This is a genomic window from Novosphingobium sp. FG137 (assembly GCF_057809735.1).
In genome coordinates this window covers 74,674-100,252 of record NZ_JBMDKN010000003.1, presented here as the reverse complement: position 1 = coordinate 100,252, position 25,579 = coordinate 74,674, and the positions used below count along the sequence as shown (strand labels likewise).

Genomic DNA, 25,579 nt, shown 5'->3' with positions numbered 1-25,579 from the left:
CTCACCTTCGCGCCTTGAGCCAGGCTTTGCCGGCATTCTGGATGGAAAGCAGCGCCTTGAAGGGCGAAATGCCGATATTGGCGCGGCCGGTGCGGGCGATGGCGTCGATCTGGGCGTAGTACCAGTAGGTGACGGCGAAGCCTTCGACCGCGCGCATCATCTTCAGGCCGCCGAGGAACGAGAGCCACGGCGGGAGCAACTTGAGCTTGATTTCCCAGCGGTCGAGTTCGTCCGCGCCCGCCAGCAGCTTGGCGGGGCCTGCGGTATCGACGCAGAGCGGGCGGCCGAGGCCGATTACGTCTGCCCCGCCCTGCTCCAGCGCGGTGTTCATGGCGCGGCGGGTGCGGAAGCCGCCGGTGACCATGAGCGGCATGGTGAGCGAGGCGCGCATGGTCTTGGCGAAATCGACGAAATAGGCCTCGCGCGCGGCGGTTGACGCCTTTTGTGGGGGCGCATCAGGGGCTTCCATGCCCTGAATGTCCATCATCGCGGGTTGTTCGTAGGAGCCGCCCGAGATTTCGAGGAGATCGACGCCCGCATCCTGAAGCCAGCGGGCCACGATCACGCTTTCCTCGAAGGCGAAGCCGCCTTTCTGGAAATCGGCGGAATTGAGTTTCACGCCGATGGGGAATTCCGGACCAACCACGGCACGGACGCGCGCGACGACGGCCAGGAGCATCCGCGCGCGGTTTTCGAGGCTGCCACCCCATTGATCGCTGCGCAAGTTGGAACGCGGGCTGAGGAACTGCGAGAGCAGATAGCCGTGTGCGCCATGGATCTGGACGCCGGTGTAGCCGGTGGCCTTGGCGATTTCTGCCGCCACGCCGAAGCGTTCGACCAGATCAAGGATCTCCGGCTCGGTCAGCGCTTCGGGCAGGCCGAACTGCTTGCCGGGGAGGCCGACGGCGACGGCGGAAGGCGCCTTGGGGTGCGGGTTGACGGTGACCTGCGTCTGGCGGCCGGCGTGGCTGATCTGCATCCAGATTTGGCCGCCCGCGCGCCTTCCGGCGCTGGCCATGGCACGCAGGCCCGCATGCGCGGCTTCATCCTGCGGGCCGTGGATGATCACGTTGCCGGGGCGTTCAAGGTGGTCGCGGTCGATCTGGACGTTGCCGGTGATGAGCAGGCCTGAGCCGCCATCGGCCCACAGGCCATAGAGCCGCGCGAGTTCGGGCGTGGCGCGGCCTTGCGGATCGGCCAGCCCCTCGGTCATCGCGGCCTTGGCGAGGCGATTGGGCAGGACCGCGCCGCAGGGGAGAACGAGGGGATCGGCGATGGACGGCATGTCTGGGCTCTCCGGATAGGCCTCACTCGCGGAGACCTTGCGCGCACTCTTTAAGCGCGGTTGCGCCAGACCGACAAATCGCGTTTGCTGTGCATGAACAGGTTTCGGGGGAATGATGGTGCGGCAGTTGCGGGCCGATGTGCTGGTGATCGGCGGGGGCACGGCGGGCTTTGGCGCGGCGCTGGGCGCGGCGCGGCAGGGCGCAACCGTACGGCTGATCGAGGGGACCAGCAAGATCGGCGGCGTGATGGCGTTCTGCCCGGGCATGCCCTGGGGCGGAGGCTATCCGACCGGGCGGAGCATCGGCGGCGTGTTTGGCGAGCTGACCGACCAGTTGCTGGCGATGAACCCGCCAATGGCCGAAGTGCGGCCTTCCACGCTGGAAAACTTCGGAGCCGAAGTGATCTACGACCACGAAGCGGCTGTTTTCGCGATGTTCCAGATGCTGGAGGATGCCGGCGTCGAGGTGCATCTGGGCACCTTTGCGGGCGCGCCGGTGCTGGAACAGGGGCGGATTGCCCGCGTGGAATGCACCGACCGCACCGGGCCGATGATGATCGAGGCGGGGATGGTGATCGACTGTTCGGGCGACGGCGATACCTCGGCGCGCGTGGGCGTGCCTTTCATGGTGGGCGACGGGCGCGGCAACATGATGGGGGTGACGCTCTCGTTTTCGATGGTGGGCGCGGACTGGGCGCGCGTGTTTGCCAAGGGCGATCCCTATTTCGAGGAAGAGGCGGCCGCCGGGATCGCGGCGGGGCTGCTCCATCCCGATCTCGCCAAGCTCTATCTGATGAAGGGTTTTCACCGCGACACGGTGTTCTGCAATTCGGTGCATATCCGGGGGGTGGACGGGACCGACCCGCAAGGCGTGGCGCGCGCGACGCAGGAGGGGCGGCGCAGGTGCCACCAGCTGGCACAGTTCCTGGTGGGCCATGTTCCGGGCTTCGAGGCTGCGCGGATGAGCGAACTGGGGCCGACGGTGGGCGTGCGCGAGACGCGCAAGCTGGAGGCCGTTCACCGCATACTGGCGCGCGATCTGCGCGCAGGGGCCAAGCCCGCGGACGGCATCGTGGCCTGCGACAACCCGATCGACGACGTGATGCGCGGGGATGCGGACATGACCCACGATGCGATCGTGGCCGATGGCGATTACTACACGATCCCCTTCCGCGCGATGGTGCCGGATACGCCCGCCAACCTGCTGTTTGCCGGACGGCTGGTCTGCGCAGACCCGGCGGCCTTCGCCTCGGTGCGGGGGATGCCGCAGTGCATGGCGATGGGGCAGGCAGCTGGGACGGCGGCGGCGCTCGCGCTGGCGGAGGGCATCGCGGTGCAGGCGCTTGATCCGGCGCGGGTGGTTGCCTCGCTCGCCGCGCAGGGGATGCGCGGGATCGGCGGGGATGCGCTGGTGCGGCATGCGCGCGCGCTGGAGGAGGTGGCATGACGCGGCGGCGCTGGATGCTGGCGCTCGCACTGGCGGGGCTGCCGACGGGAGTGCCGGCGCAAGAGGCGCCCTCCCCTGCCCTGTCCGTGCGGATCGACCGCGACGGGTTTGGCGTGCCGCATGTGTTTGGCGAGACATCGGAAAGCGTGCTCTTTGGCGCGGGCTATGCCGAGGCGCAGGACCGGCTGGCCGATATGGAGCAATCGCGGCGGCGGGCCTTGGGGCGGCTGGCCGAAGTGCTCGGACCTTCGGCGGTGGCTTCCGACGTGGTTTCGCGCCAGCGGTTGCCAGACAAGGCCGAGCTTCTGCGCATGTATGGTGCGCTTGGGGGCGAGTATCAGCGGATGATCGCGGCCTATGTGGCGGGGGTGAACCGCGCGATTGCCGAGATCGAGGCCGACCCGGCGCATCGGACACCGTATGAATTCACTGAGTGGGGCGTGAAGCCCGAACGCTGGGTGCTGACTGATTTCCTCGCCATGATTGCGAGCTTTCCACGCGGGCGCGGCGGATCGGAAGTGACCAACCTCGCCTATCTGCAGGCGATGACCCTGCAGCATGGCGAGGCCAAGGGGCGGCAGCTGTTCAACGATCTGGTGCCGGTGCGCGATCCCGAGACGCCGACAGTGATCCCGCCGGGCGAGGATCTGGCCCCTGCCCAGCCCCTGCCGCAGGCGACCTTCCTGACGCTGGCACCGCGTGCCAAGCCTGCCGAGCCGATCCCGGCACCGGGCAAGGATCACAGCCGCTGCCTCGTGCTCGGACCGCAGCGCACCGCGAGCGGCAAGGTGATCATGATGGAAGCGACGGCGGACGGGCCGGAAATCCATCTGCACGGCGGCGGGTTTGACAGCGCGGGGTTCACGATCCCGGCCTTTGGCGTGCCGATCATGGGGCGCGGGCCGCATCATGGCTGGCTGGTGACATCGGGCCATGGCGACACGACCGACACTTTCGCCGAGAAGCTCGATCCTAAGAACCCGGATCGCTACTGGTTCAAGGGCCAGTGGCGGCAGATGGAGCGGCAGACACAGACCATTGCCGTCAAAGGCGCAGCACCGGTGGTGCGCGTTCTGCGCTGGACGGTGCATGGCCCGGTGGTGAGCGAGGACCGGGCCGGCGGCGTTGCCTATGCCCAGCGCTTTGCGATGCGCGGGCATGAGCTGGAGAACTGGGCCGCGTTCGTTGATATGCAGCGGGCGCGTTCCCTGGCCGAGTTTGGCGCGGCGATGGGCCGGGTCTCGACCAATTTCGGCATTTGCTATGGCAATGAAGGCGGCGAAATCGGGTTCTGGGAGACGGGGATGATGCCCAGGCGCGCGCCCGGGACCGATCCGCGCCTGCCCACACCCGGCACCGGCGAGTACGAGTGGCAGGGCTTCCTCTCGCCCGCCGAGCGGCCGCACATGGTGAACCCTAAACAGGGCTGGATCCATGCGTGGAACAGCAAGGCGACCACGTGGAGCCGCGAGGGCGATGACGCACGGATGGGGGCGACGTTCCGCACCTGGCTGGGAGCCAAGCTGGCGGCGGGATCAAAGGGCGCGACGCTCCTCGATATGGTGGGCTACAACCGCCAGATCTGGAACGCTTTTGGCGCACGCGACCGGGCCAATGCGCCCCCTGCCATGTTTGCGCCATTCTTGCGCGCGGCCGCGGCGAGCGCGGATGATCCCGAGGTGCGGGAAGCGGTCGACCTGATGATCGCGTGGAACGGACGCTATGAAGACCGCGATGGTGACGAACGCTATGACAAGGCGGGGCTGACGCTGTTCCGCGCCTGGCTCGAGACGGCGCCCGAGGTGTTGTGCGGCCCGGTGATGGGCACGTGGTGGAAGGACATCGACGCCAAGCGCTATCAGAAATACCGCACCGCGCTGCTGTACCGCGTTCTGCAGGGCCCGGCGGCAGGGCTGCCGGTGGAGTTCGACTATCTTGCGGGGCGGCCGCGCGAGGCTGTGGTGGCCGAGACGATCAGGCGCACGATTGCGGCAGTGCGGCCGCAGTTCGGCTCTGCCGCGATGGCCGAGTGGAAGCGGCCGATCTTCTGGAAATACTTCACCGACGATGCCGAGGACCCGGCCCGCCCGCCGCTGCCCGATGACGACGAACGCGGCAAGGCGCTGTGGGGCGAGCTTGGTCTGGGGCCGAAGATGATCCCCCTGAACGGCGGCGAAGGCTGGGTGGGGATGATGGAGCTGACCCCGGGCGTGCCCGCGATCTACACGATCACCGAAGTGGGCGGGCAGAACCAGTTCATCGATCCCGACAAGCGCGGCACGGTGCACCTGACCGATCAGGTGCAGATGCATGCGCAGAACCGGTTCAAACGGATCGATCTGGCACCCGAAGCGATTGCGGCAGGCCGGGAAAGCTCGGTGACGCTGACTTACGTGCCCCAATAGTCCTGCCGGAACCCTCCACCACAACCCGCTCACCCTGAGCTTGTCGAAGGGTGTTGGCGCGACTGTTGCGCCTTATGCTTCGACAAGCTCAGCATGAGCGGGGTTGGGAACCCCTGCTCGGAGCTAGAAGATCACGTGTTCCTGCCCCAGCCAGAGGGGGGAGCGCGGGAGATCGATGAACTTGCGTTCGTCTTCGAGCAGGAGCGCACCGGCGGCAATCGCTTCGGGGCTGCTGCTGGCGAGGTCTTCGAGGCTGTCCCACCACAATTGCGCCACGCCGTCATAGGGCTCGGGCGCACCGCGGGCCACGGCGAAGGGGGCGTTTTCGGTATCGGCGAGCGAGTGGAGCTGGACGTAGCGCCTGATCTTGAGCGCGTCACGGACGCTGGCGACGAGCGGCCCATGCGTATTGAGCCAGTAGTCCTGAAATTCGGCGCGGCTGAGGTGCGGCAGGCGGTGGAGGCAGAAGGTGAGCTTGATCATGGTTCTCTCTCAGACTGGGGGAAGCGGCAGGCTGGTGGTGTGCTTGACCCGATCGAGCACCACGCTGGAGCGAACGCTGGCGACATCGCCGTGGCCGAGCAGCTGTTCGTTCATCAGCTTGGAATAGCTGGCGAGATCGCGCGCGACGATGCGCAGGAGATAGTCGGAATCGCCAGTGGTGGCGCGGCAATCGAGCACTTCGTCGAGCGCGGAGATGCGGCTGTGAAAACCGCGCACGACATCGGGCGCGTAGCTGGCCATCGCGACGGCGACAAAGGCTTCGACCTGCAGGCCCAGCGCCGCTTCGCTGAGCAGCGCGACGGTGGCGCGGATATAGCCTTCCGCTTCAAGCCGGGCGATGCGGCGGGAGACCTGGCTAGGGGAGAGATTGACCAGCTTGGCAATGTCGGCGTGCGCGCGCGAAGCATCGACCTGAAGCAAGGCGAGCAACTGGCGATCAAGTTTGTCCATGCGCAGGGTCCTTCCTAGCCGGCCAGCGCGGCGACAATGGCGCGCTCGACAATCGCACCGGCCAGATCGGCAGTGGTCATGGCGCCGGGCATGGGGCGGATCACACCTTTGCGGCGCATCGAGGCGAAACCGTAGATCGCGGACCAGAATGCGAGGGTGCGCAGGTCTGCCGCTTTGCCATCAAGGCCGGGCATGCTGGCAGCGACTGCCGCGCGCACGGCGGCGTGACCGATCTGCTGGAACGCAAGAAGCTCTGGATCGAGCGCGGGGGACGTCAGCTCGCTTTCATACATCAGATCAACGAGATGCGGGTTCTCTTCGGCAAAGCGGATGAATTGTGTGCCGAGCGCGCGCAGCTTGTCCGCAGGATGATCGGCAGTGGCCGCAACCGCGTCCGACCGGGCGAGCATTTCGCGAAAGCCATCGAGCGCGAGCGCGAGGAGGAACGCACGCCGATCCGGGAAGTGGTGATAGGGCGCGCCGGGCGAGACACCGACCTGCTGCGCAAGGATGCGCATCGAGAGGCCGAGATGGCCGTGCGCTTCCACCCAGGCGCGGCCGGCCCTCAGCAGATCGCCCCTCAGGTCTTCCTTGTGGTACGGCTTCTTCGTCGACATGCGCCTTCCCGGTCGTGACGCATCCGTACCATGTTTGCAGCGAGGCGCCAGTCAGGCCACGCAGAGCGTCGCGAGGCGGGCTTCGTGCATCGGGAACACGTGCACGTCGGGCGGAAAATAGGAATAGCGGATGCGGGCGAGCACTTCGACCTTGTGAATGCCGGGTGCGAGGCCGCCGGGCTTGTCGACAAGGATTTCGCCCCATTCGAGCAGACCCCAGCGCGCAGTGGTTTCCTCGCGCATTTCGGCGAGGGTGTAGACTTCATCGCGGATGCCGAGGCTATTCTGCTCGAAGCCGTAGACCTCGCCATCGACGGTGACGGTGAAGCCATCGAGCTGCGAAAGGCGGGTGCCGTGATAGTTGGGGATGCGGATGCGAACCGCAAAGCCGGTGCGCGCGCCCACGGGGCCGATGTTGCGGAAGCCGGTGCTCTGGATGAGCTGGTGTTCGAGCATCTTGGTGTTCCTATGAATTGTGACGCAGTGGGCGCTCAGGCGAGCAGGCCCAGATCGTATTCGCGCTCCAGCTCGCGGAGCAGGACCTGCTGGCGGCGGACCTGATCGATGGCGCGCCAGGGGCTGCGCAGGCCTTCGTATTCGCTCGAGAGGTAGCCGGAGTAGCCCGAGCGCTTGATCGCCGCGATGACCGGGCGCCACGGGATGTTGAGGTCTTCCAGAGTGTCGTCGATATCGTGGAACTTGGCCTGGATGAACACGACGTACTGCGCGATTTCGAGGAACTGTTCGGGCGGCACCTTGATGCCGTTCAGGAAAGCCATGTGCTCGCGCATTTCGTCGTTGATCTGATGCGAGCCCCAGTGGGTGAGCGGACGGTCCTGAAAGATGCCGGTATCGATCATCAGGCCGAAGTTCCTGGTGCCCGTGCGCTCGATGAAATCGATATAGCCTTGGGTGACGCGGTGCTTGATCGGCGTGGGCGCGTGGATTTCCGGGCAGATGACGATGCCGAGCTGGTGCGCGAGATCGAGATTGCGCTCGACATAGGCCTGCCATTGCGGATCGGGATCAAGCTCGTGCGAAGTGACGCCGAACTTGGGGCGCAGGAACTTGAACCCAAGGCGGTGGGCGAGCCGCAAGTCCCGCGCCAGCTCGGCCGCGCCTTCCGCGATGGTGAGATTGCGGGTGAGCGTGATGCGGGTATCGACCCAGGCGCAGAAGTTGGTGGGTTCGAGCTTGTAGCGATCGACGAGCGCAAACCACGTATCGAGCCACGCGGATGACGGCTCGGGATAGCCTTCGACTTGCCCCTCGCCGAGGATCTCGATGCCGGTTGCGCCGGTATCGGCGATGTGATCGAACGCGTCTTCCAGCGTCATCACCGAACCGTAGTCGTTGACGTAACTGTAGACCGAGACGCCGTATTGGAGAGATCCCATTGTCCGCAAAACCCCTGCGCGCACGAAGGCGCGATGTGTGGACGGCAAGGTGCCGTCGGCGGCTTATCTAATCGCTGATTAAATTGCGTGCAAGCCCCGTCCGATAGCCCGGCGGGGCAAGGCTGCAAAAGGTGCTTGCAGGCGTGAATGATAGCGCTATCTTGACGTCTTGTAACGAAGCAGGATGAAACATCCGGCCCTCAAGCGCCGGAGTTTGGGGAAGGAAATCAACCTGATGAATCGCATGTTCCGTGCGCTGGGAATGGCCACCGCCTTGCTGATGGCCACGAGTTCAGCCAGCGCAGCCACACCGCAAGCGACCAATTCCCTGCCCTTCGGGCGTTGCATCAACATGGGCAACCATCTGGAGCCACCGCAGGAAGGCGCGTGGGGCCGCGCGATCGCGGACGATGACTTCAGCGTCATTGCCAAGGCGGGATTTGCCACCATTCGCCTGCCGGTGCGCTGGTCGGGCCATACTGACACGGCAGGGCAGATCGATCCGGCATTTCTGCAGCGGGTGCAGCGCGTTGTTGCCCTCGCGCGGGCGGCGGGGCTCAACGTGATCATCGATGATCACAACTTCGATGCGCTGATGAGCGCACCCGAGGCGAACCGGGAGCGGCTTGCGGTGATCTGGCGGCAAGTGGCGCGCGCTTTCGCTGATACCCCGCGCGATCACGTGTGGTTCGAGATCGAGAACGAGCCGCATGACAAGCTCGGCAACGCCAACCTTGTCGCCACGCTCGGCGCAGCGCTGGCCGCGATCCGCGAAAGCAATCCGGACCGGCCGGTGATCGTGGGCGGGGAGTTCTGGAGCGGGGTGAGTTCGCTCGCGACCTTGCAGCTGCCGGACGATCCGCACCTGGTGCCGACCTTCCACTACTACGAACCCTTCGATTTCACGCATCAGGGCGCGACCTGGGTCGAGCCGGTGCGGCCGCTGGGCCGCGTCTATGGCGGCGAGGCGGACAAGGCGATGCTCGCGGGCGACGTTGCCAAGGTGCGCGCCTATATCGCGCGGACCGGCAAGACGCCGCTGCTGGGCGAGTTCGGCGCGATCGACAAGGCGCCGCTGGAGCAGCGCGTAGCCTATGCCAGGGCGGTGCGCACGGCGTTCGATGCGATCGGCGTCGCCACCTGCTCCTGGGCCTATACCAACACGTTCCCGCTTTATGACAGCAAGGCGAAGCAGTGGCTGCCGGGAATGCTAGAGGCTGTGGGGGCGGGCCGGTGATGCGGATGAAGCACGCGATCCTTGCTGCCGCGCTACTGGGCTCGGCGGCGCCGCTGCTGTCGGCTCCGCCGCCGCGTGCGCCTGCGTTGCAGGCGCTCGATGATGCGCTGCCGGGCACGTTGATCAACGATCCCACCAAGCTCGATTGGCCGGTGTTCGGCGGCGCGGCGGCGAAGGCGGTGAAATCCCCCGATGCGCCGGGCGGCGGCGCGCTGCAGGTCAACGTGCCGCGCGCCGGGGCCAACATCTACGATGTGGGCGCGAATGCCCCCATCGATGCGCCGATCAGCGCCGGGCAGCGCGTGACAGTGGCGTTCTACGCGCGCACTCTGAAGGCTGAAACCGCGGACGGGAACGGCGTGATTGCGGTGCGGGTGCAGCAGAACGTCGCGCCCTACGCGGGCTTTGCCGATAGCAGGCTGAGCATCGGGCCGCAGTGGAAGCTCTATGAGGCGACGGGGCTTGCCGAGCGGGATATTCCGGCCGGGCAGGCTGTCGTCGGCTTCCAGCTGGCGGGCGCGAAGCAGACGATCGAGATCGGCCAGACCATCGTGGTCGAAGGCGCCGATAGCATCGTGCCGAGCGCCAAGGCACCCGAAATGCCGCCGCTGCTGGTCGGCAAGGGCCGGCTGATCAACACGGTCAACGCGCCGGAAAGCTGGGCGCTTTACGGGCCGGGTCTCACCAGCAAGGCGGTCGAAGCGCGCGGCACGCCGGGGCTGAGCGCGCTGCAGGTGAACGTGCCGGGCAAGGCGGCGCATCCCTACGATCTGGGTATCAATGTGCCGATCAATGAGGCGCTGGAGGAAGGCGACATACTCAACGTGGCGGTGCTGGCCCGCACGGTGAGCACCGAGAGCCCCGATGGGCTGGGGCGCATCACCCTGCGCGTGCAGAAAAACGCCGATGGCTATCCGGGATTTGGCGAGAATGTCGTGACCGTGGGGCCGACGTGGAAGCTGATCCAGCTGCGCACGCAGGCGCGGCTCGACATCGCCAAGGGCCAGGGCACGGTGGCGCTGCATCTGGGACATGCCAGGCAAGTGCTTGAGATCGAGAACGTCTTTGTCCTCAAGGAAGAACCCGCGCTTTGAGCGGGCTTCCCTCCCCTGTCCTTTCACCACGGAGACCGATGCGATGAAGCTGACCCGACGCGAGGGGCTGGGCCTGATGGCCGCCGGGGGTGCGCTGCTGGCCGCGCCGGTGCGCGCGCTGGCCGAGGAGACGCCGCCGTCACTCGCGGCGCTGGCACGGGCCAAGGGCATGCGCTTTGGCAGTGCGGTGGCGGGCGGTGGCGGTGGTTCATGGCGCAATCCGCGCTATGCTGCGCTGATCGAGCGCGAATGCGCGGTACTCGTCGCCGAGAACGAGATGAAGTGGCAGGCGATCCGCCCGACGGCGACGACGTTCGACTTTGCCGCCTTCGACGCGATGCTGGGCTTTGCCGAGCAAAAAGGCCTCGCCATGCGCGGGCACAACCTGCTCTGGCACCGACCAAGGTGGATGCCCCGCTGGCTGGAGACACACGATTTCGGCGCACGGCCGGCAAGTGCGGCGGCGGCGATGATGACCACGCACGTCGAGACCGTCTGCGCCCGTTACAAGGGGCGCATCCTTTCGTACGACGTGGTCAACGAGACAGTGCTGCCCGAAGACGGCATGCTGGCGCAGACGGCATTGTCCAAGGCGATGGGCGGCACCGAAGCGCTGGTGGACCTTGCCTTTCGCACCGCGCGGGAGGCGGCACCGGGGGCAGAGCTCGTCTATAACGATTACATGAGCTGGGAGCCGGGCAATGCCGCGCATCGCAAGGGCGTGCTGCAACTGCTGGAAGGGTTCCGCAAGCGGGGCACGCCGGTCGATGCGCTGGGGATCCAGTCGCACCTTGTGGCGCCGGTGCCGGTTGCGGCGGAGCGGCGCGAATGGCAGCGCTTCATCGATGCGGTGGTGGCAATGGGCTACCGCTTGCTGATCACCGAATTCGATGTGCGCGACAAGGATCTGCCACCCGATGTTGCGGCGCGGGACCGCGTGGTGGCCGATACCGCCAAGGCCTATTGCGAGATGATGTTCAGCTATCCGCAGCTGAAGGACGTACTCGCCTGGGGCATGGTCGATGCCTTTTCGTGGCTGCAGGGCTTCGAGCCGCGCAGCGACGGGATCGAGGCGCGCGGGTGCCCCTATGATTCCGCCTACAAGCCCAAGCTGCTGCGCGAGACGCTGGCGGCGACATTCGCGCAGGCCCCTGCCCGCGCCTAGACAGATCGGGTCCACCACAGCCGCCGCGCCGGTCCCGCACCGACCGGCGCGTGGAGCATAGGCGCAAAAAATGGGCGCCGGATTGCTCCGACGCCCAGTTGCCACACGCGAAGGGGAGTTAGAAATTGACCTTCGCGGATATCGTGAAGCGTCGGTCGGTCTTGTACCACTGGCGCGGGACGAGAACGACCTGCTTATCCGCTTCGGAAGCGGGTTTGTTGTAGACTGCCGCCGCCGTCTTCACCAGCGAGTCCAGCAGGTTGACGCCCTGGACACCGATGGTGAAGTGGTCATTCACCTTGAGGCTGACCGAAGCATCGAGCTGACCATAGGCCTTCTGAAAGATCGGATCGAACGGCGTGATCACGTCGCGCAGGGTGAGCAGATATTGCGAGCGCCAGCTGTAGGCCGCGCGCAGGGTCAGCTTGCCCTTCTCGTAATAGGGCACGATGTTGAAGGTGTGCTTCGAGAGGCCCTGCAGAGGGAAGTTGTCACCCGGCACGGTCGAGACGCGGCCGGCGGCGACATCGGGGTCGGTGGCCGACAGCGTTGATTGCGGGACGCCCGAGGAATCGACGAAGGTGTAGTTGGCCTGGAGCCCAAGGCCGCTGAGGAAGCCCGGCAGGAACGAATAGTTCTGCTGATAGGCGACTTCGAAGCCCTTGATCTTGCCCTTCTGCTTCGAGTTCACCGGCTGCGTTGCGTTGACGAAGGCGGTGGCCGAAGCGACCGGGATCGTGAGCGAGACGTTGTCGTTGGTGAGAACCCCCTTCAGCTCCTTGTAGAAGGCCGAGACGGTGAACTGGCCGCCATTGCCGAAGTAGTATTCGGCGGTGATGTCGAAGTTATCGGCCTCGATCGGCTTCAGGTAGGGATTTCCAGCGGTAATCGAGCCCGCGAGGTAGGGCTGGCCGCCATTGACTGCCGCATCCGCTCGCACGGCGATGGCGTCGATCCGCTGGTAGTTGCGGGTGAGGCCGAAGTCCGGCGGCGCGATGCCCTTGAAGTAGGCCGCGCGGAACTGCAGCCCGCCGCCTGCCTCGAACTTGAGGTTCACGCTGGGCAGCCAGTATTCATACCGCAGATTGGCGACCGAGGGGACATAAGCCGCTGCGCCGCCCGTATCGGAAGCAACAAGGGCCTGCTGCACATCGGCAGGCAGGCGGCAGAACGGCGAGGGCTGTCCGCCGGGCTGGACCACCGCGCAGGCGGCAAGCTGCTGGCCGAAGGTGTTGTTGGCATTGCCGATGAAGGTGCCGCCGAACGAAGTGCGATCGGTGCGGGTGTAGCGCAGGCCGATATTGCCCGAGAAGCGCTTGCCCCCGCTCAGATCCTTGCCGAACATCGCCATGACATAGCCGGACTGGGTCTCTTCTCGTGCCGAGTTGATTTCACCCGGCAGGAACGGCGTTCCGGCAACCACGCCCGCGCGCTGGGCGAGCGGCCGCCATCCCTGCCCGTCCCAGGCGTTGTTGATCGCAATCGCGTAGTTCTCGTAGGCCTGCACGTCCTGCGCAGGGTTGCCGTTGTAAAACAGGCGCCCTTCACCGAGCGGGCTGGCGATCTTGCCGCCGAAGAAATCGGGGAACGTGTAGGCCCGGAAGCCCGGAGCCTGCGCCGCTACCGGATTATCGAGCCAGCGCGGACCGCCGCTGCCCCACTGTTCCGAAAGCACGCCCCAGTTGTAGGTCGAGAAGCGAGCCGTTTGATCGCGCTTGGCATAGCGATAGCCCGCCTTGATCGCATTCAGGAAACCGCCTTCGGGGAAATCGTATTTGAGGTCGATCTTGGCAGCATCAGACTTGCCGTCGCTCTTTTCGATGTGATCCATCGAGGAGCGCCAGAAGCTGTTATAGGGATCGAGGTAGCTCTGGTGCGTGCCGGTGAAGTAGGTCTGCACCCCGCCGCCGTTGATGCAGTTGGGACTGCAGTTCTGCGGCGCCTGCAGCGCGATGGTGGGCAGGTTGAAGCCGTTGTTGGTGATGCTGGCGTTCTGGTAGGTGCTCGCCCAGATGCCGTTGTCGATCACATCCACGGTCGAATCGACATGCTGGTAATCGAACACCGCAGTCAGCCGGTCGGTGACCTTCCACTTGAGGTTGGCCGAATAGTCGGTGACGACATTCTTCTCGACATGGCCGCGGCGGATGTTGTTGCTTTGCAGGCCATAGGCGGGCGTGCGCGAGCTGGCCGGGTCGGTCGAGAAATCGGTGTCCGCGCGCCAGCCGGTGTTGCCGGTGATCACGCCGTTGGTGAAAACACCGCTCTGGTCGAAGGTATATTCGGTGCCGGGCGCTGCAAACGGTCCGCCGTTGTTATCGACATTGTCGGTGGCGACTTCGACGGTGTATTCGCCCCAGTTCTGCTTGGCTTCGGAGCGCAGGAATTCAAAAGTCGCCTCAAGCGCGCCATCGGTGCTGCGCCATTGCAGCACGCCCGAGCCGCCGATGCGTTCGCGGTTGAAATCCTGCGAGCCGACCACGGCACCCGCCGGGAACAGGCCGTAGCTGGCGATGGTGCCGGGGTTTGCCGACGTGATCGCCTGGCCACCGGCATCGAGCCCGATCGGGCGGAAGCGCGAGATGGCGACGCGATCGGCGCGGGTGAAGAGCTGTGAATAATTGAAGCTGCCGAGGACGCCGATATCGCCGATCGGCGTTTCAAAGCGGACCGAGCCGACCGCCGCGACGGTGGGCGCGCTCTTGCGCACGAAATCGCCGTAGTTGTTCTCGATCGAGCCGGCGAAGAAGTTCTTGGCGCGGTCGAAGGGCTTGCGCGTGCGCAGATCGACCGTGCCGGCGATGCCGCCTTCGATGTGATCGGCGGGCAGCGACTTGTAGACATCCACACCGCCGAGAAGTTCGGCGGGCACGTCGGCAAAGCCGAGGCCGCGGCCGTTGTTGGCGGTAAAGGCATCGCGGCCGTTGAACTCCGAACGGACATAAGTGAGGCCGCGCACGACCACGCCCGAACCTTCGGCGGTGAAGTGATCCGGGTCCACGCCCGCCGCGAAACGGTTGATCGAAATGCCCGGAATGCGCTGCAGCGTCTCGGTCACCGAACGATCCGGCAGGGCACCGATGTCGTTGGCGGAAACCGAATCGACAATGGTGTCGGAGTTCTTCTTTTTCTTCTGTGCGCTCTCGAGGCTGCCGCGATAACCGGTGACGATGATCTGTCTGTCAGCGTTGTCAGCCGAAGCCGCAGAATTGGTGTCGCCGGCCTGTGCCGCGTCTTGCGCGATAGCCGGCCCTGCGACGCCCATCATCGCGATCGCGAGCAGCGATGCCCCGGCGATCTGCGCACCACGTCGGCGTGACTTCGCCGCCAGACGCAACTCTGCTGTGGTAAATGTCATCCCTCTCTCCCTGTTCGCCCCTGAGACGGTTCCGCCTCTTGCGTTAGCGCTATCAGATTTGCTGATGACGCTTTTGATTGCGCTAACATTTCACAAGGGCTACGTCAACGCGACCACAAGCGCAATAGCTATGCTGCACTGTTTCTTGCACAATGGTGCACGCTGAAAACAGCTTGGTGAGAGAACCTGTGTGAGGGGCAGAGGCATGGACGCTCGCATGATCGAGCGCATCGTGATTGTGGGCGGCGGCACGGCGGGCTGGATGACGGCGGCTGCGCTGGCCCATCGCCTGCAGGGCCTGCCGGTCTCGATCACACTCGTCGAATCGGAGGAAATCGGCACTGTCGGCGTGGGCGAGGCGACCGTCCCGCACATCCGCTTCTTCAACGCGCGGCTCGGCATCGACGAGGCCGATTTCATGCGGCGCACGAACGCGACGTTCAAGCTCGGCATCGAATTCCGGAGCTGGGGCCGCAAAGGCGACAGCTACATCCACCCTTTCGGCGTGTTCGGCGAAGAGATCGAGGGCGTGCCTTTCCACCACGTGTGGGCGCGCTTTGCCCGGGCCGGCGGGCGCGATGCGGTGGAGGCCTTTTCGCTGCCGGTGCTGGCCGCGCGGATGGACCGGTTTGCGCATCCGGATTCCGATCCATGCAGCCTGCTTTCGACCTATTCCTATGCCTACCAGTTCGACGCGGGGCTCTATGCAGCCTATCTGCGCGCCTATGCCGAGGCGCGCGGGGTGCGGCGGGTGGAGGGCAAGATCACGGCAGCGCAGCAGCATGGCGAGACAGGTTTTGTCGAGAGCGTGGTGCTGGAAAGCGGGCAGACGGTGGCCGGAGAGCTTTTCGTCGATTGCTCGGGCTTTCGCGGCCTGTTGATAGAGCAGACGCTGCATGCGGGCTACGAGGACTGGAGCCACTGGTTGCCCTGCGACCGCGCTGTGGCGGTCCCCTGCCGCAGCGGGGCGGCGCTTTCGCCCTATACCCGCGCGACGGCGCTCGATGCCGGGTGGGCCTGGCGCATTCCGCTGCAGCACCGGGTCGGCAACGGCCATGTCTATTGCAGCAGCTACATTTCGGACGAGGCCGCGCGCGATGCGCTACTGGCGCAGATCGAGGGCGAGCCGATTGCCGAGCCGCGCTTCCTGAGCTTCACCACCGGGCGGCGGCGCAAGCAGTGGGACCGGAACGTGGTCGCGATCGGCCTTGCGGCAGGGTTTCTGGAGCCGCTCGAATCGACCAGCATCCATCTGATCCAGCTCGCCATCGGGCGGTTGCTCGATCTCTGGCCGGACCGAGATTGGGATCAGTTCCTGGCGCGCGAGTACAACCGGCTGATGGATATGGAATACGAGCGCGTGCGCGATTTCCTGATCCTGCACTACCATGCGACCGAGCGTGACGACACGCCGTTCTGGAACCAGGTGCGCACGATGGCGGTGCCGGAAAGCCTTGCGCACCGGCTGGAAACCTTCCGCAAGCGCGGGGTGGTGGTGAACTACCGCGACGGCATGTTCCTCGATGCGAGCTGGATCGCGGTCTATCTCGGCCAACGGGTGATCCCCGAGGCAGGTGATCCGCGGGGCGAGGTTCTGAGCGATGCCGGGCTCATGCTGCGGCTGGCGGCGATGCGTGACGACTATGCGCGGATGGCCGCGCAGTTGCCGACTCAGGCGGCGTTCCTCGAGCGGATCGGCGCGAATGCCAGCTGAATTGCCGCTGACGAACGTGGCGATTGCGGGCGCGGGCCTGGCCGGATGGCTGGCCGCGAGCCTGATTGCGCGCGCGCTGCCCGATCTGGCGATCAGTCTGGTCGAAGTGCCGGGGCCGGATCGCAGCCTGGGTGTTGCGACGGCGGCGGAACTGCTGCTGCCCGATGATCTTCCGCTGCTGGGCGAAGCGGGATGGAACGGCGCGGATCTGCTGCGCGGCGCCCGTGCGGGCTTCGTGCTGGGCAGCGCGCTCAGCGGCTGGCGTGCGGACGGCGCTGCGGCCTTCATGCCCTTCGGCGAGATCGGCGCGCCGCTCGGGCCGGTGTCGTTTCACCAGCTTGTCAGCACCATGCGGCGGCGCGGGCAGGCGGTGAACATGGCGAACTACGCGCTGGGCGCGCTGGCGGCACAGGCTGGGCGGTTTGCCCCGCCGCCGCCCGGTGACGAGACGGTGCATGCCGCGCTCGGCTTTGGGCTGTGCGTGGATACAGCGCGAATGACCGCGATGCTGCGCGGCGACGCGCTGGAGCGGGGCGTCACGCTCGCCGGGAAATGGAACGGTGAAGCCGAGCGGCGCGGTGATGGCGGTTTGGAGCGGCTGGTGCTCGCGGACGGCACGAGCCTTGCGGCAGACCTTGTGATCGATGCTTCGGGACCGGATAGCCCGCTCTGCGGGGCGCGCGAGGATTGGACTGCGTGGTTTCCCTTCGACCGCGCGGCATCGGCCAGGCGAGCGAGCGAGGCCCCTCCCCCGCCCTATATCCACTGCGATGCGCATGGTTCGGGCTGGCAGAGCTTTGCCCCGCTGACGGACGGGGTGGGCGAACTCTTCGTGTTTTCTGCCGCCGATACGCCGGGTGCGCCGGCGGCCGAACCGTTTGCGCCGGGCTGCGAGGTCGCGGCGTGGACCGGCAATTGCGTGCGGATCGGCGGGGCGGCGGCGCAGCATGATCCGGTGGCGGGCCTGCAGCTTCATCTCGCGCTGGCCGATGTGCTGCGGCTGATCGGGCTGTTTCCGGCCAGCGTCGACCACGCGGCGGAAGCGGCGGAATACAACCGGCAGTGGCGCGAGCAGACTGACTGCGCGTTCGATACGGCACTGCTGCGGCTGGCCTGCAGCGGCGCGAAAGGTGCGATATGGGACCGGCTGCGCGCTAGCGCCTTGCCAGAACGCGCGGCCTATCGGCGCGATCTCTATGCCGCGAACGGGCGCGTTGTGCTGCACGATGGCGAAGTTCTCGACGAGGCGGGCTGGACCGCGCTGTTCGATGCGCTGGGCCTGCAGCCGCGCAAGGGGTATGCGCTGGCCGACGCGCTCCCCCCAGAGCAGATCGCCGCACACTTTGCCGCGATCCGGCAGGCGATGATCGCCGCCGTGGGCCGCATGCCGCCCTATCAGGCACTGATGGCGCAGGTGGCGGCGCAATGATGGCGGGACCGATCCGCAGGGTGGTGATCGCGGGCGGCGGGACCGCAGGCTGGATGGCGGCGGCAGCGCTATCGCGGCTGACGGGCAATGGCGTGACCGAAGTGGTGCTCGTGGAATCCGAGGAGATCGGCACCGTTGGAGTGGGAGAGGCAACGATACCGCCGATCCGCACCTTCAACGCCATGCTCGGCATCGACGAGGACGAATTTGTCGCCGCCACGCAGGGCAGCTTCAAGCTGGGCATCGAATTTGCCGGGTGGAGCCGCGAGGGCCAGTCTTACATCCACCCGTTCGGCGCATACGGCGCGGATATCGACGGGGTGAAGTTCCACCAGGTGTGGCTGGCGCTGCGCGCGGGCGGGCTGCCTCTCCCCCTCGATGATTTCAGCCTCTGCGCCACTGCGGCGCGGCTCAATCGGTTTCAGCGGCCGGACGGCAATCCCGCCTCGCCGCTTTCGCAGATCTCCTATGCCTTTCACTTCGATGCCGGGCTTTATGCCGCGTTCCTGCGCCGCCATGCCGAGGCGCGCGGCGTGGTGCGGCACGAGGGCAAGATTGCCGCGGTGCAGCTCGACGGGACAAGCGGCTTCATCACCGCGCTGTCGCTTGATGACGGGCGGGTGATCGAGGGCGACCTGTTCATCGATTGCACCGGCTTTCGCGCGCTGCTGATCGGTGAGGCGCTGGGCTCGCCCTATGAGGACTGGAGCCACTGGCTGCCCTGCGACCGCGCGGTGGCGGTGCCCAGCACGCGTACCGCACCGCTGCTGCCCTATACCCGCTCCACGGCGCGGAAAGCCGGGTGGCAATGGCGCATTCCGCTGCAGCACCGCACCGGCAACGGCATGGTCTATTGCAGCCGGCACATCTCGGACGACGAGGCGGCAGCGACCCTGCTCGCGAACCTCGACGGCGAGGCGACCGCCGATCCGCGCCTGCTGCGTTTCACCACCGGCATTCGCGCGGAGCCGTGGCGCAAGAACTGCGTGGCTCTGGGGCTGGCGAGCGGGTTCATGGAGCCCTTGGAATCGACCAGCATTCATCTGATCCAGATCGGCATTTCGAAGCTGCTCGCGCTCTTCCCGGACCGCAGTTTTCAAGCGCACGAGCGCGACGAATACAACCGGCTGACCGCGCTGCAGTGGGTACAGATCCGCGATTTCCTAATCCTGCACTACAAGCAGAACCAGCGCGCCGGGCAGCCGTTCTGGGAGGAATGCGCCGCGATGGCAGTGCCCGAGACATTGGCGCGCAAGTTGGCGCTGTTCGGCGCGGCGGGGCGCCTGTTTCGCTATGAGGACGAGCTCTTTAACGATGCGAACTGGGCTGCAGTGATGATCGGCCAGGGACTGGTGCCGGAGCGCCATGATCCCCTCGCCGATACGCTGAACCAAGCCGAAGTGCGCGATCTGGCGGCGCGGATGGCCGATGCCTTTCGCCGCACTGCGCGCGCCATGCCCACCCATGCCGACTACATCGCGCGCCACTGCGCCGGGAGGACCATGTGACCGCCGAAGCTTCGACGTGCGATAACAGGATTCGCCGCATCGCCATCATCGGCGGCGGCACCGCGGGCTGGATGACGGCCGCCGCGCTCGCGAAAGTGCTGGGGCCGCATTATGCCGCGATCACGCTGGTCGAGTCCGATGCGATCGGAACGGTCGGCGTCGGCGAGGCGACGATCCCGCAGATCAACATCTTCAACCGCATGCTCGGCATCGACGAGAACGATTTCGTCCGCCGCACCAAGGGCAGCTTCAAGCTGGGCATCGAATTCGTCGATTGGCGGCGCCTGGGGCACAGCTATTTCCACCCGTTCGGCAAGTTCGGGCTCGATATGGAAGGCGTCTCGTTCCACGCCTTCTGGCTGCGGCTGCATGCGCTGGGGCTGGCGGGGCCCATCGAGGACTATTCGCTGATGGCCAAGGCGGCTGAGACGGGCAAGTTCATGCGCCCCGTCAATGCGGGCAATTCGCCGCTATCCTCGATTGCTTACGCCTTCCACTTCGATGCCGGGCTCTATGCGCTGTTTCTGCGCGATCATGCCGAGAAGCGCGGGGTAAAACGGCACGAGGGGCGCATCGTGAAAGTGGATCAGCGCGGCGAGGACGGCTTCGTGACCAGCGTGCTGCTGGAGGACGGCACCCGCGTGGAAGCGGACCTCTTCATCGATTGCACCGGCTTTCGCGGGTTGCTGATCGAGGAGACGCTGCATGCGGGCTATACCGACTGGTCGAACTGGCTGCCATGCAACCGCGCGGTGGCGGTGCCTTGCGCCGGAGGGGCGGACCTGCCGCCCTTCACCCGCTCGACCGCGCGCAAGGCCGGGTGGCAGTGGCGCATTCCGCTGCAACATCGGGTCGGCAACGGCCATGTCTATTGCAGCGAGTTTATCTCGGACGACGAGGCTGCGGCGACTTTGCTGGCGAACCTCGGCGGCGAGCCGCTGGCAGAGCCGCGCTTCATCAGGTTCACCACCGGCCACCGCAACACGTACTGGGAGAAGAACGTGGTGGCGATCGGGCTATCCTCCGGCTTCATGGAGCCGCTGGAATCGACCAGTATCCACATGATCCAGAGCGGCATCGCCAATCTGCTGGCAAACTTCCCGGACATGTCGTTCGATCCCGTGGACGCAGCGCGGTATAACCGGGTGATCCGGCAGGAAAGCGAGGACATCCGCGATTTCCTCGTGCTCCACTACAAGGCGACGGAACGCGATGATTCGCCCTTCTGGAACCATTGCCGGACGATGGCGGTGCCAGACAGGCTGGCGGAAAAGATCCGCGTGTTCGAGAACTCGGGCCGCACCTTCCGCGAGAACGAGGAGCTGTTCAACGACACCAGCTGGTTCGCGGTGATGGCAGGGCAAGGGCTGAAGCCGCGCACCTACGATCCGGTTGCGAACCTCCTCGATCTCGATACGACCCGCGCGCGGCTCGACGAGATCAGGCGCGTTGTGGCGACATCATTGGACCATATGCCAGACCACCGCGCCTTCATCGCGCAGCACTGCGCCGCTTAGTGATTGTCCCGCGGTAGGCCCATGGTCTGCGCGATGCGCTGGTACTTTTCCGCGCCTTCGAGGATGCCGCCGGTTTCGAGCTGGCCAACGCGCTCGCGGTAGATTTCCTGCCATGGCGTCTGCGAAGGGGGATAGGGATAGCCCCCGGCTGCTTCGAGTGCGGCGCGGCGGGAGACGAGTTCTTCCTCGGGCAGCAGCATGTCCGCGGTGCCCTTGCGCAAGTCGATGCGGACGCGGTCCCCGGTGCGCAGCAGGGCAAGGCCGCCCATCGCGGCGGCTTCGGGGCTGGCGTTGAGAATCGAGGGGCTGCCCGACGTGCCCGACTGACGCCCATCACCGATGCATGGGAGCGCATTGACCCCGGCCTGAATCAGATAGACCGGTGCGCGCATGTTCACGACTTCGGCCGAGCCCGGATAGCCGATGGGGCCGGTGCCGCGCATGAACAGCACCGATTCCGGGGTAATCCCGGTCGCCGGATCATCGATGCGTGCGTGGTAGTCCTCCGGCCCATCAAATACCACGGCGGGGCCTTCGAAGGCTTCGGGATCATCGGGGTTGGAGAGATAGCGCGCGCGGAATTCCGGGCTGATCACGCAAGTCTTCATGATCGCCGCGTTGAACAGGTTGCCCGAAAGCACGATGAATCCGGCATCGTGGACCAGCGGCTGATCGAACGGACGGATGACGCGCTCGTCCTCGATCTCCGCGTCGCGGCAGTTTTCGCCGATGGTCCGGCCATTCACGGTCATCGCACCTTCGGCAATCAAGCCCTGCGCCATCAACTGCGCAACGACGGCAGGGACACCGCCGGCGCGGTAATAGTCCTCACCGAGGTATTCGCCCGCTGGCTGGAGATTGACCAGTAGCGGCACCTTGTGGCCGAGCCGCTGCCATTCGGTGAGCGGGAGATCGACGCCAACGTGGCGGGCAATCGCGGCCAGATGGACCGGCGCGTTGGTCGAGCCGCCGATGGCCGAATTGACGACAATGGCGTTGTGGAAGGCCTCCAGCGTCATGATATCAGACGGCTTGAGGTCCTCGCGTACCATTTCGACCGCACGCTTGCCGGTGCGCCAGGCGCATTCCTGCCGGTCGCGATAAGGCGCGGGGATCGCGGCGGAACCGGGGAGCATCATGCCCAGCGCTTCGGCGAGGCTGTTCATTGTGGTCGCCGTGCCCATGGTGTTGCAATAGCCGGTCGAGGGCGCGGAGCTGGCGACGAGCTTGATGAAGCCCATCTCGTCGAGCTCACCCTTGGCCAGCAGCTCGCGCGCCTTCCACACGATCGTGCCCGAGCCGGTGCGCTCGCCCTTGAACCAGCCGTTGAGCATGGGGCCAACCGAGAGCGCGATGGCGGGAATGTTGACCGTCGCGGCGGCCATGAGCAGCGCAGGCGTGGTCTTGTCACAGCCGGTGGTGAGGACGACGCCATCGATGGGATAGCCATAGAGCGCCTCGACAAGGCCGAGGTAGGCGAGATTCCGGTCAAGCGCGGCGGTGGGCCGCTTGCCGGTTTCCTGGATCGGATGGACCGGGATTTCGAGCGCGATGCCGCCCGCCTCGCGGATGCCTTCGCGCACGCGTTCGGCCAGCACGATATGGTGGCGGTTGCAGGGAGAAAGGTCGCTGCCCGTCTGCGCGATGCCGATGACCGGCTTGCCGGAGCGCAGTTCCTCTAGGCTGAGGCCGAAGTTGAGATAGCGCTCGAGGTAGAGCGCGGTCATATCGATGTTTTGCGGATTGTTGAACCAGGCCTGCGAGCGCAGTTTCCGGGCAGGCGGGGTGTCAGGCGTATGGGTCATGGCAGCTTTCCAGGGTCTTGGTGCAGCAGGTATCAGCGGGCCTTGGGTACCTTGCCGACGCGGAAGATCATCACGTGGCGATAGGGCTTGCCGGGATCGACGCGGGCGGAAAGGAAGCCCGGCTGGTTGGGCGCATCGGGGAACTTCTGCGGCTCCAGCGCGATGCCGTCACCCATGCGGTAAAGGTGGCCGCCCTTCCCCGCGAGCGTGCCATCAAGGAAATTGCCGGTGTAGAACTGCACGCCGGGTTCGGTGGTGAACACTTCAAGCATGCGGCCGGAGACGGGATCGACCAGCCGCGCAGCGAGTTGCGGCGCGGCGGTGAGCCCCTTGTCGAGCGCGAAGTTGTGATCATAGCCCCGGCCGAAGCGGATCTGCTCGTCGGTGCCATCGCGCAGGCCATCGGCGATGCGGCGGCCCTTGCGGAAATCGAACGCGGTGCCGGCAACCTTGCGCAGCTCACCGGTGGGGATGAGCCTTGCGTCGACCGGCGTGTAGGCGCTGGCAGGGATGGTGAGCTTCTGTCCCATCGCGCCCAGCGGCGAGCCCTCCCCCGCCATGTTGAACAGCGCGTGGTTGGTCATGTTGACGATCGTCGGCTTGTCGGTCTCAGCCTCGAACGTGATGCCGAGGTTGCCTTTCTCGTCGAGCGAATAGGTGACGCGCGTGGTCAGCGTGCCGGGGTAGCCCTGATCGCCATCGGGGCTGACATGGGAGAACGTGACGCTCGCCACCGGGCCGCTCTTGACCGAGACGACCTTCCAGTTCTGCTTGTCGAAGCCCTTGAAGCCGCCGTGGAGGCTGTTGGTCTTGTCATTCAGCGGGAGCTGGTAGGCCTTGCCTTCGAGCTTGAAGGTGCCGCCTGCAATGCGGTTGGCATAGCGGCCGACGGTGACGCCGAAATAGTTGGGACGCGCTTCGTAGCTCTGCACGTCATCGTAGCCGAGGAGGATGTCGGCGGGCTTGCCGGTGCGGCCGGGGACCATGAACGACTGCAGTGTGGCGCCGTAACTCAGCACGCGGGCCGAAACGCCATTCGCCGCCTTGAGCGTGATCGCCCGCGCTTCGCTGCCATCGGCGAGCTTCCCGGCGCTCTCCTGCCGCGCCTCTGCCGCCACCGCGCTTTGCGCTGCAAACGCCAGCGCGCTGGCGGATACGAAGAGCCATGCGCCGCTGCGCAGCCGGCCGCTGGATTCCATCGCTGTGTCCCTCTTCAACCCGCGCCGCAAAGCGCCACCCGCGCAAAGCGCCATTGACGCTTGCATATCCCGGATATAGTCCGACAAATAGAATGCGCGCAAGACCGATGCGTTTCGCCCCGCGCAAGGACCGAGCGAGAGGATGCGACCGACCATGCCGCCTGCGGCCCCAGCCCAGACAAATGCCCGGACAACCGAGGAATCCCCCCAAAGCTACGGCCCGGCACTGACCTTGCTGGCGAGCCTGTTCTTCATGTGGGGCTTCATCACTGTGATCAACAACACACTGCTGCCGCATCTGCGCAGTGTGTTCGATCTGAACTATACACAGACAACATTGATCGAGTCCGTGTGGTTCATCGCCTACTTCGTCGCTTCCATCCCTTCGGCCCGACTGATCGAGCGGGTGGGTTACCAGAAGTCGCTGGTCATTGGCCTCGTAATCATGGCGGCGGGCGCGTTGGGCATGATGGTGGCGGCCTCGATCCCCTCCTACGGCGTCACGCTCGCCATGCTCTTCGTGATTGCGAGCGGAATCACGCTGTTGCAGGTCGCGGCCAACCCTTACGTCGCGGTGGTGGGCAAGCCCGAGACGGCATCCTCGCGCCTCAATCTGGTGCAGGCGATGAATTCAGCGGGCACAATGCTCGCCCCGATGTTCGGTGCCTATCTGATCCTTGGCCGGTCAAAGGGCGGCACTTCGCCGGCGGATGTGGTGCTCACCCCTGCCGAGCGGCTAGCCGATGCGCAATCGGTGATCCTGCCTTATGCGCTGGTGGCGGGCGTGCTGGTGGTCCTCGCGATGGTGATCGCGCGCTTTCCCCTGCCCGCGATGGGCAATGCAACGCAGCGCGCAAACACCGAGGAACGCAAAGCGCTGTCCTTGTGGAAGCATCGCAATCTGGTGTTCGGCGTGCCGGCGATCTTCATCTATCTGATCGCGGAAATCGGCGTGGCGAACCTCTTCGTCAACTTCGTCAGCCAGCCCGATATCGCCAACCTGACGCACGAGAAGGCCGGACAATACCTGACCTTCCTGTGGGGCGGGATGATGGTCGGGCGCTTTGCCGGCTCGGCGATCATGCAGAAGGTGGACGCCGCGCTCGTGCTCGCCGCGTTTTCGGTGGGGGCATTCGTGGTCATGATCGTGACGGTGTTCAGCACCGGACCCGCCGCGATGTGGTCGCTGATCCTGGTCGGGCTGTTCCATTCGATCATGTTCCCGACGATCTTCACGCTCGGCATTCGCGGGCTGGGGCCACTGACCGAGGAAGGCTCGGGCCTGCTCATCATGGCGATTGCCGGCGGCGCGCTGGTCGTCGTGCAGGGCTGGCTGGCGGACAGCTACGGCCTGCAGGCCTCGTTCCTGCTGACGGCGGCCTGCGAGCTCTACATCCTGTTCTACGCGCTGTGGGGTTCGCGCCCCACAGCGGCAGTTGCTTGATCCC

Annotated in this window: 19 protein-coding genes; 10 read left to right on the top strand and 9 right to left on the bottom strand. The window is 65.8% G+C overall.

Annotated features, from left to right (window positions below; genetic code table 11):
• Position 1: 1 nt before the first annotated feature.
• Positions 2–1,285, bottom strand: coding sequence for an NADH:flavin oxidoreductase/NADH oxidase family protein (locus ACODS2_RS10035; protein ID WP_488998689.1), 1,284 nt, complete (start codon positions 1,283–1,285; stop codon positions 2–4).
• 112 nt (positions 1,286–1,397) lie between these two features.
• On the opposite strand from ACODS2_RS10035, the gene ACODS2_RS10030 reads away from it, so the two are divergent.
• Positions 1,398–2,732, top strand: coding sequence for an FAD-dependent oxidoreductase (locus tag ACODS2_RS10030; RefSeq protein ID WP_488998688.1), 1,335 nt, complete (start codon positions 1,398–1,400; stop codon positions 2,730–2,732).
• Positions 2,729–5,137, top strand: coding sequence for a penicillin acylase family protein (locus ACODS2_RS10025; RefSeq protein ID WP_488998687.1), 2,409 nt, complete (start codon positions 2,729–2,731; stop codon positions 5,135–5,137). Before ACODS2_RS10030 ends, ACODS2_RS10025 begins: the two co-directional genes overlap by 4 nt.
• Positions 5,138–5,260: 123 nt before the next feature.
• Here the strand turns inward: ACODS2_RS10025 and ACODS2_RS10020 are convergent, their stop codons facing one another.
• From ACODS2_RS10020 to ACODS2_RS10000, 5 genes are read right to left on the bottom strand one after another with little or no spacing between them, the layout of a single operon-like run.
• Positions 5,261–5,620 carry an EthD domain-containing protein gene (locus ACODS2_RS10020; protein WP_488998686.1) on the bottom strand — a complete coding sequence of 120 codons (360 nt, stop codon included), beginning with the start codon at positions 5,618–5,620 and terminating at the stop codon, positions 5,261–5,263.
• A 9-nt stretch (positions 5,621–5,629) separates the two neighbouring features.
• Entirely contained in the window at positions 5,630–6,091 is a 462-nt protein-coding gene (locus ACODS2_RS10015; protein WP_488998685.1) for an Lrp/AsnC family transcriptional regulator, read from the bottom strand.
• Between the two features lie 14 nt (positions 6,092–6,105).
• Complete coding sequence (locus ACODS2_RS10010) at positions 6,106–6,708, bottom strand: TetR/AcrR family transcriptional regulator (RefSeq protein ID WP_488998684.1); 603 nt, start codon at positions 6,706–6,708, stop codon at positions 6,106–6,108.
• Positions 6,709–6,759: 51 nt separating this feature from the next.
• Positions 6,760–7,164, bottom strand: a complete 405-nt coding sequence (locus tag ACODS2_RS10005; RefSeq protein WP_488998683.1) for a C-glycoside deglycosidase beta subunit domain-containing protein — start codon at positions 7,162–7,164, stop codon at positions 6,760–6,762.
• 35 nt (positions 7,165–7,199) lie between these two features.
• Entirely contained in the window at positions 7,200–8,105 is a 906-nt protein-coding gene (locus tag ACODS2_RS10000; RefSeq protein ID WP_488998682.1) for a sugar phosphate isomerase/epimerase family protein, read from the bottom strand.
• Positions 8,106–8,340: 235 nt separating this feature from the next.
• Between ACODS2_RS10000 and ACODS2_RS09995 the strand changes: the two genes are divergently transcribed.
• From ACODS2_RS09995 to ACODS2_RS09985, 3 genes are read left to right on the top strand one after another with little or no spacing between them, the layout of a single operon-like run.
• On the top strand, positions 8,341–9,342 hold the full coding sequence (locus tag ACODS2_RS09995; protein ID WP_488998681.1) for a glycoside hydrolase family 5 protein: 1,002 nt from the start codon (positions 8,341–8,343) through the stop codon (positions 9,340–9,342).
• Positions 9,343–9,347: 5 nt separating this feature from the next.
• Positions 9,348–10,436, top strand: a complete 1,089-nt coding sequence (locus tag ACODS2_RS09990; RefSeq protein ID WP_488998680.1) for a hypothetical protein — start codon at positions 9,348–9,350, stop codon at positions 10,434–10,436.
• A gap of 43 nt (positions 10,437–10,479) precedes the next feature.
• Positions 10,480–11,601: an endo-1,4-beta-xylanase gene (locus tag ACODS2_RS09985; RefSeq protein ID WP_488998679.1), complete on the top strand. Its 1,122-nt coding sequence runs from the start codon at positions 10,480–10,482 to the stop codon at positions 11,599–11,601.
• Positions 11,602–11,719: 118 nt separating this feature from the next.
• Here ACODS2_RS09985 and ACODS2_RS09980 read toward each other — a convergent pair whose 3' ends face one another.
• Complete coding sequence (locus ACODS2_RS09980) at positions 11,720–14,959, bottom strand: TonB-dependent receptor (RefSeq protein ID WP_488998678.1); 3,240 nt, start codon at positions 14,957–14,959, stop codon at positions 11,720–11,722.
• A 205-nt stretch (positions 14,960–15,164) separates the two neighbouring features.
• Between ACODS2_RS09980 and ACODS2_RS09975 the strand changes: the two genes are divergently transcribed.
• From ACODS2_RS09975 to ACODS2_RS09960, 4 genes are read left to right on the top strand one after another with little or no spacing between them, the layout of a single operon-like run.
• Entirely contained in the window at positions 15,165–16,673 is a 1,509-nt protein-coding gene (locus tag ACODS2_RS09975) for a tryptophan halogenase family protein (RefSeq protein ID WP_488998677.1), read from the top strand.
• Complete coding sequence (locus tag ACODS2_RS09970) at positions 16,663–18,102, top strand: tryptophan 7-halogenase (RefSeq protein WP_488998676.1); 1,440 nt, start codon at positions 16,663–16,665, stop codon at positions 18,100–18,102. Before ACODS2_RS09975 ends, ACODS2_RS09970 begins: the two co-directional genes overlap by 11 nt.
• Complete coding sequence (locus tag ACODS2_RS09965; protein ID WP_488999027.1) at positions 18,102–19,610, top strand: tryptophan halogenase family protein; 1,509 nt, start codon at positions 18,102–18,104, stop codon at positions 19,608–19,610. The genes ACODS2_RS09970 and ACODS2_RS09965 overlap by 1 nt, the downstream gene beginning before the upstream one ends.
• Positions 19,607–21,127 (top strand): tryptophan halogenase family protein, encoded by a 1,521-nt coding sequence (locus tag ACODS2_RS09960; RefSeq protein ID WP_488998675.1) that lies wholly within the window; start codon positions 19,607–19,609, stop codon positions 21,125–21,127. The genes ACODS2_RS09965 and ACODS2_RS09960 overlap by 4 nt, the downstream gene beginning before the upstream one ends.
• Here the strand turns inward: ACODS2_RS09960 and ACODS2_RS09955 are convergent.
• On the bottom strand, positions 21,124–22,932 hold the full coding sequence (locus ACODS2_RS09955) for an IlvD/Edd family dehydratase (protein WP_488998674.1): 1,809 nt from the start codon (positions 22,930–22,932) through the stop codon (positions 21,124–21,126). The genes ACODS2_RS09960 and ACODS2_RS09955 overlap by 4 nt on opposite strands.
• 32 nt (positions 22,933–22,964) lie before the next feature.
• Positions 22,965–24,131 carry an aldose epimerase family protein gene (locus ACODS2_RS09950; RefSeq protein WP_488998673.1) on the bottom strand — a complete coding sequence of 389 codons (1,167 nt, stop codon included), beginning with the start codon at positions 24,129–24,131 and terminating at the stop codon, positions 22,965–22,967.
• 154 nt (positions 24,132–24,285) lie between these two features.
• On the opposite strand from ACODS2_RS09950, the gene ACODS2_RS09945 reads away from it, so the two are divergent.
• A complete protein-coding gene (locus ACODS2_RS09945; protein WP_488998672.1) occupies positions 24,286–25,575 on the top strand; it encodes a sugar MFS transporter in 1,290 nt (429 codons plus the stop codon).
• Positions 25,576–25,579: the final 4 nt, after the last annotated feature.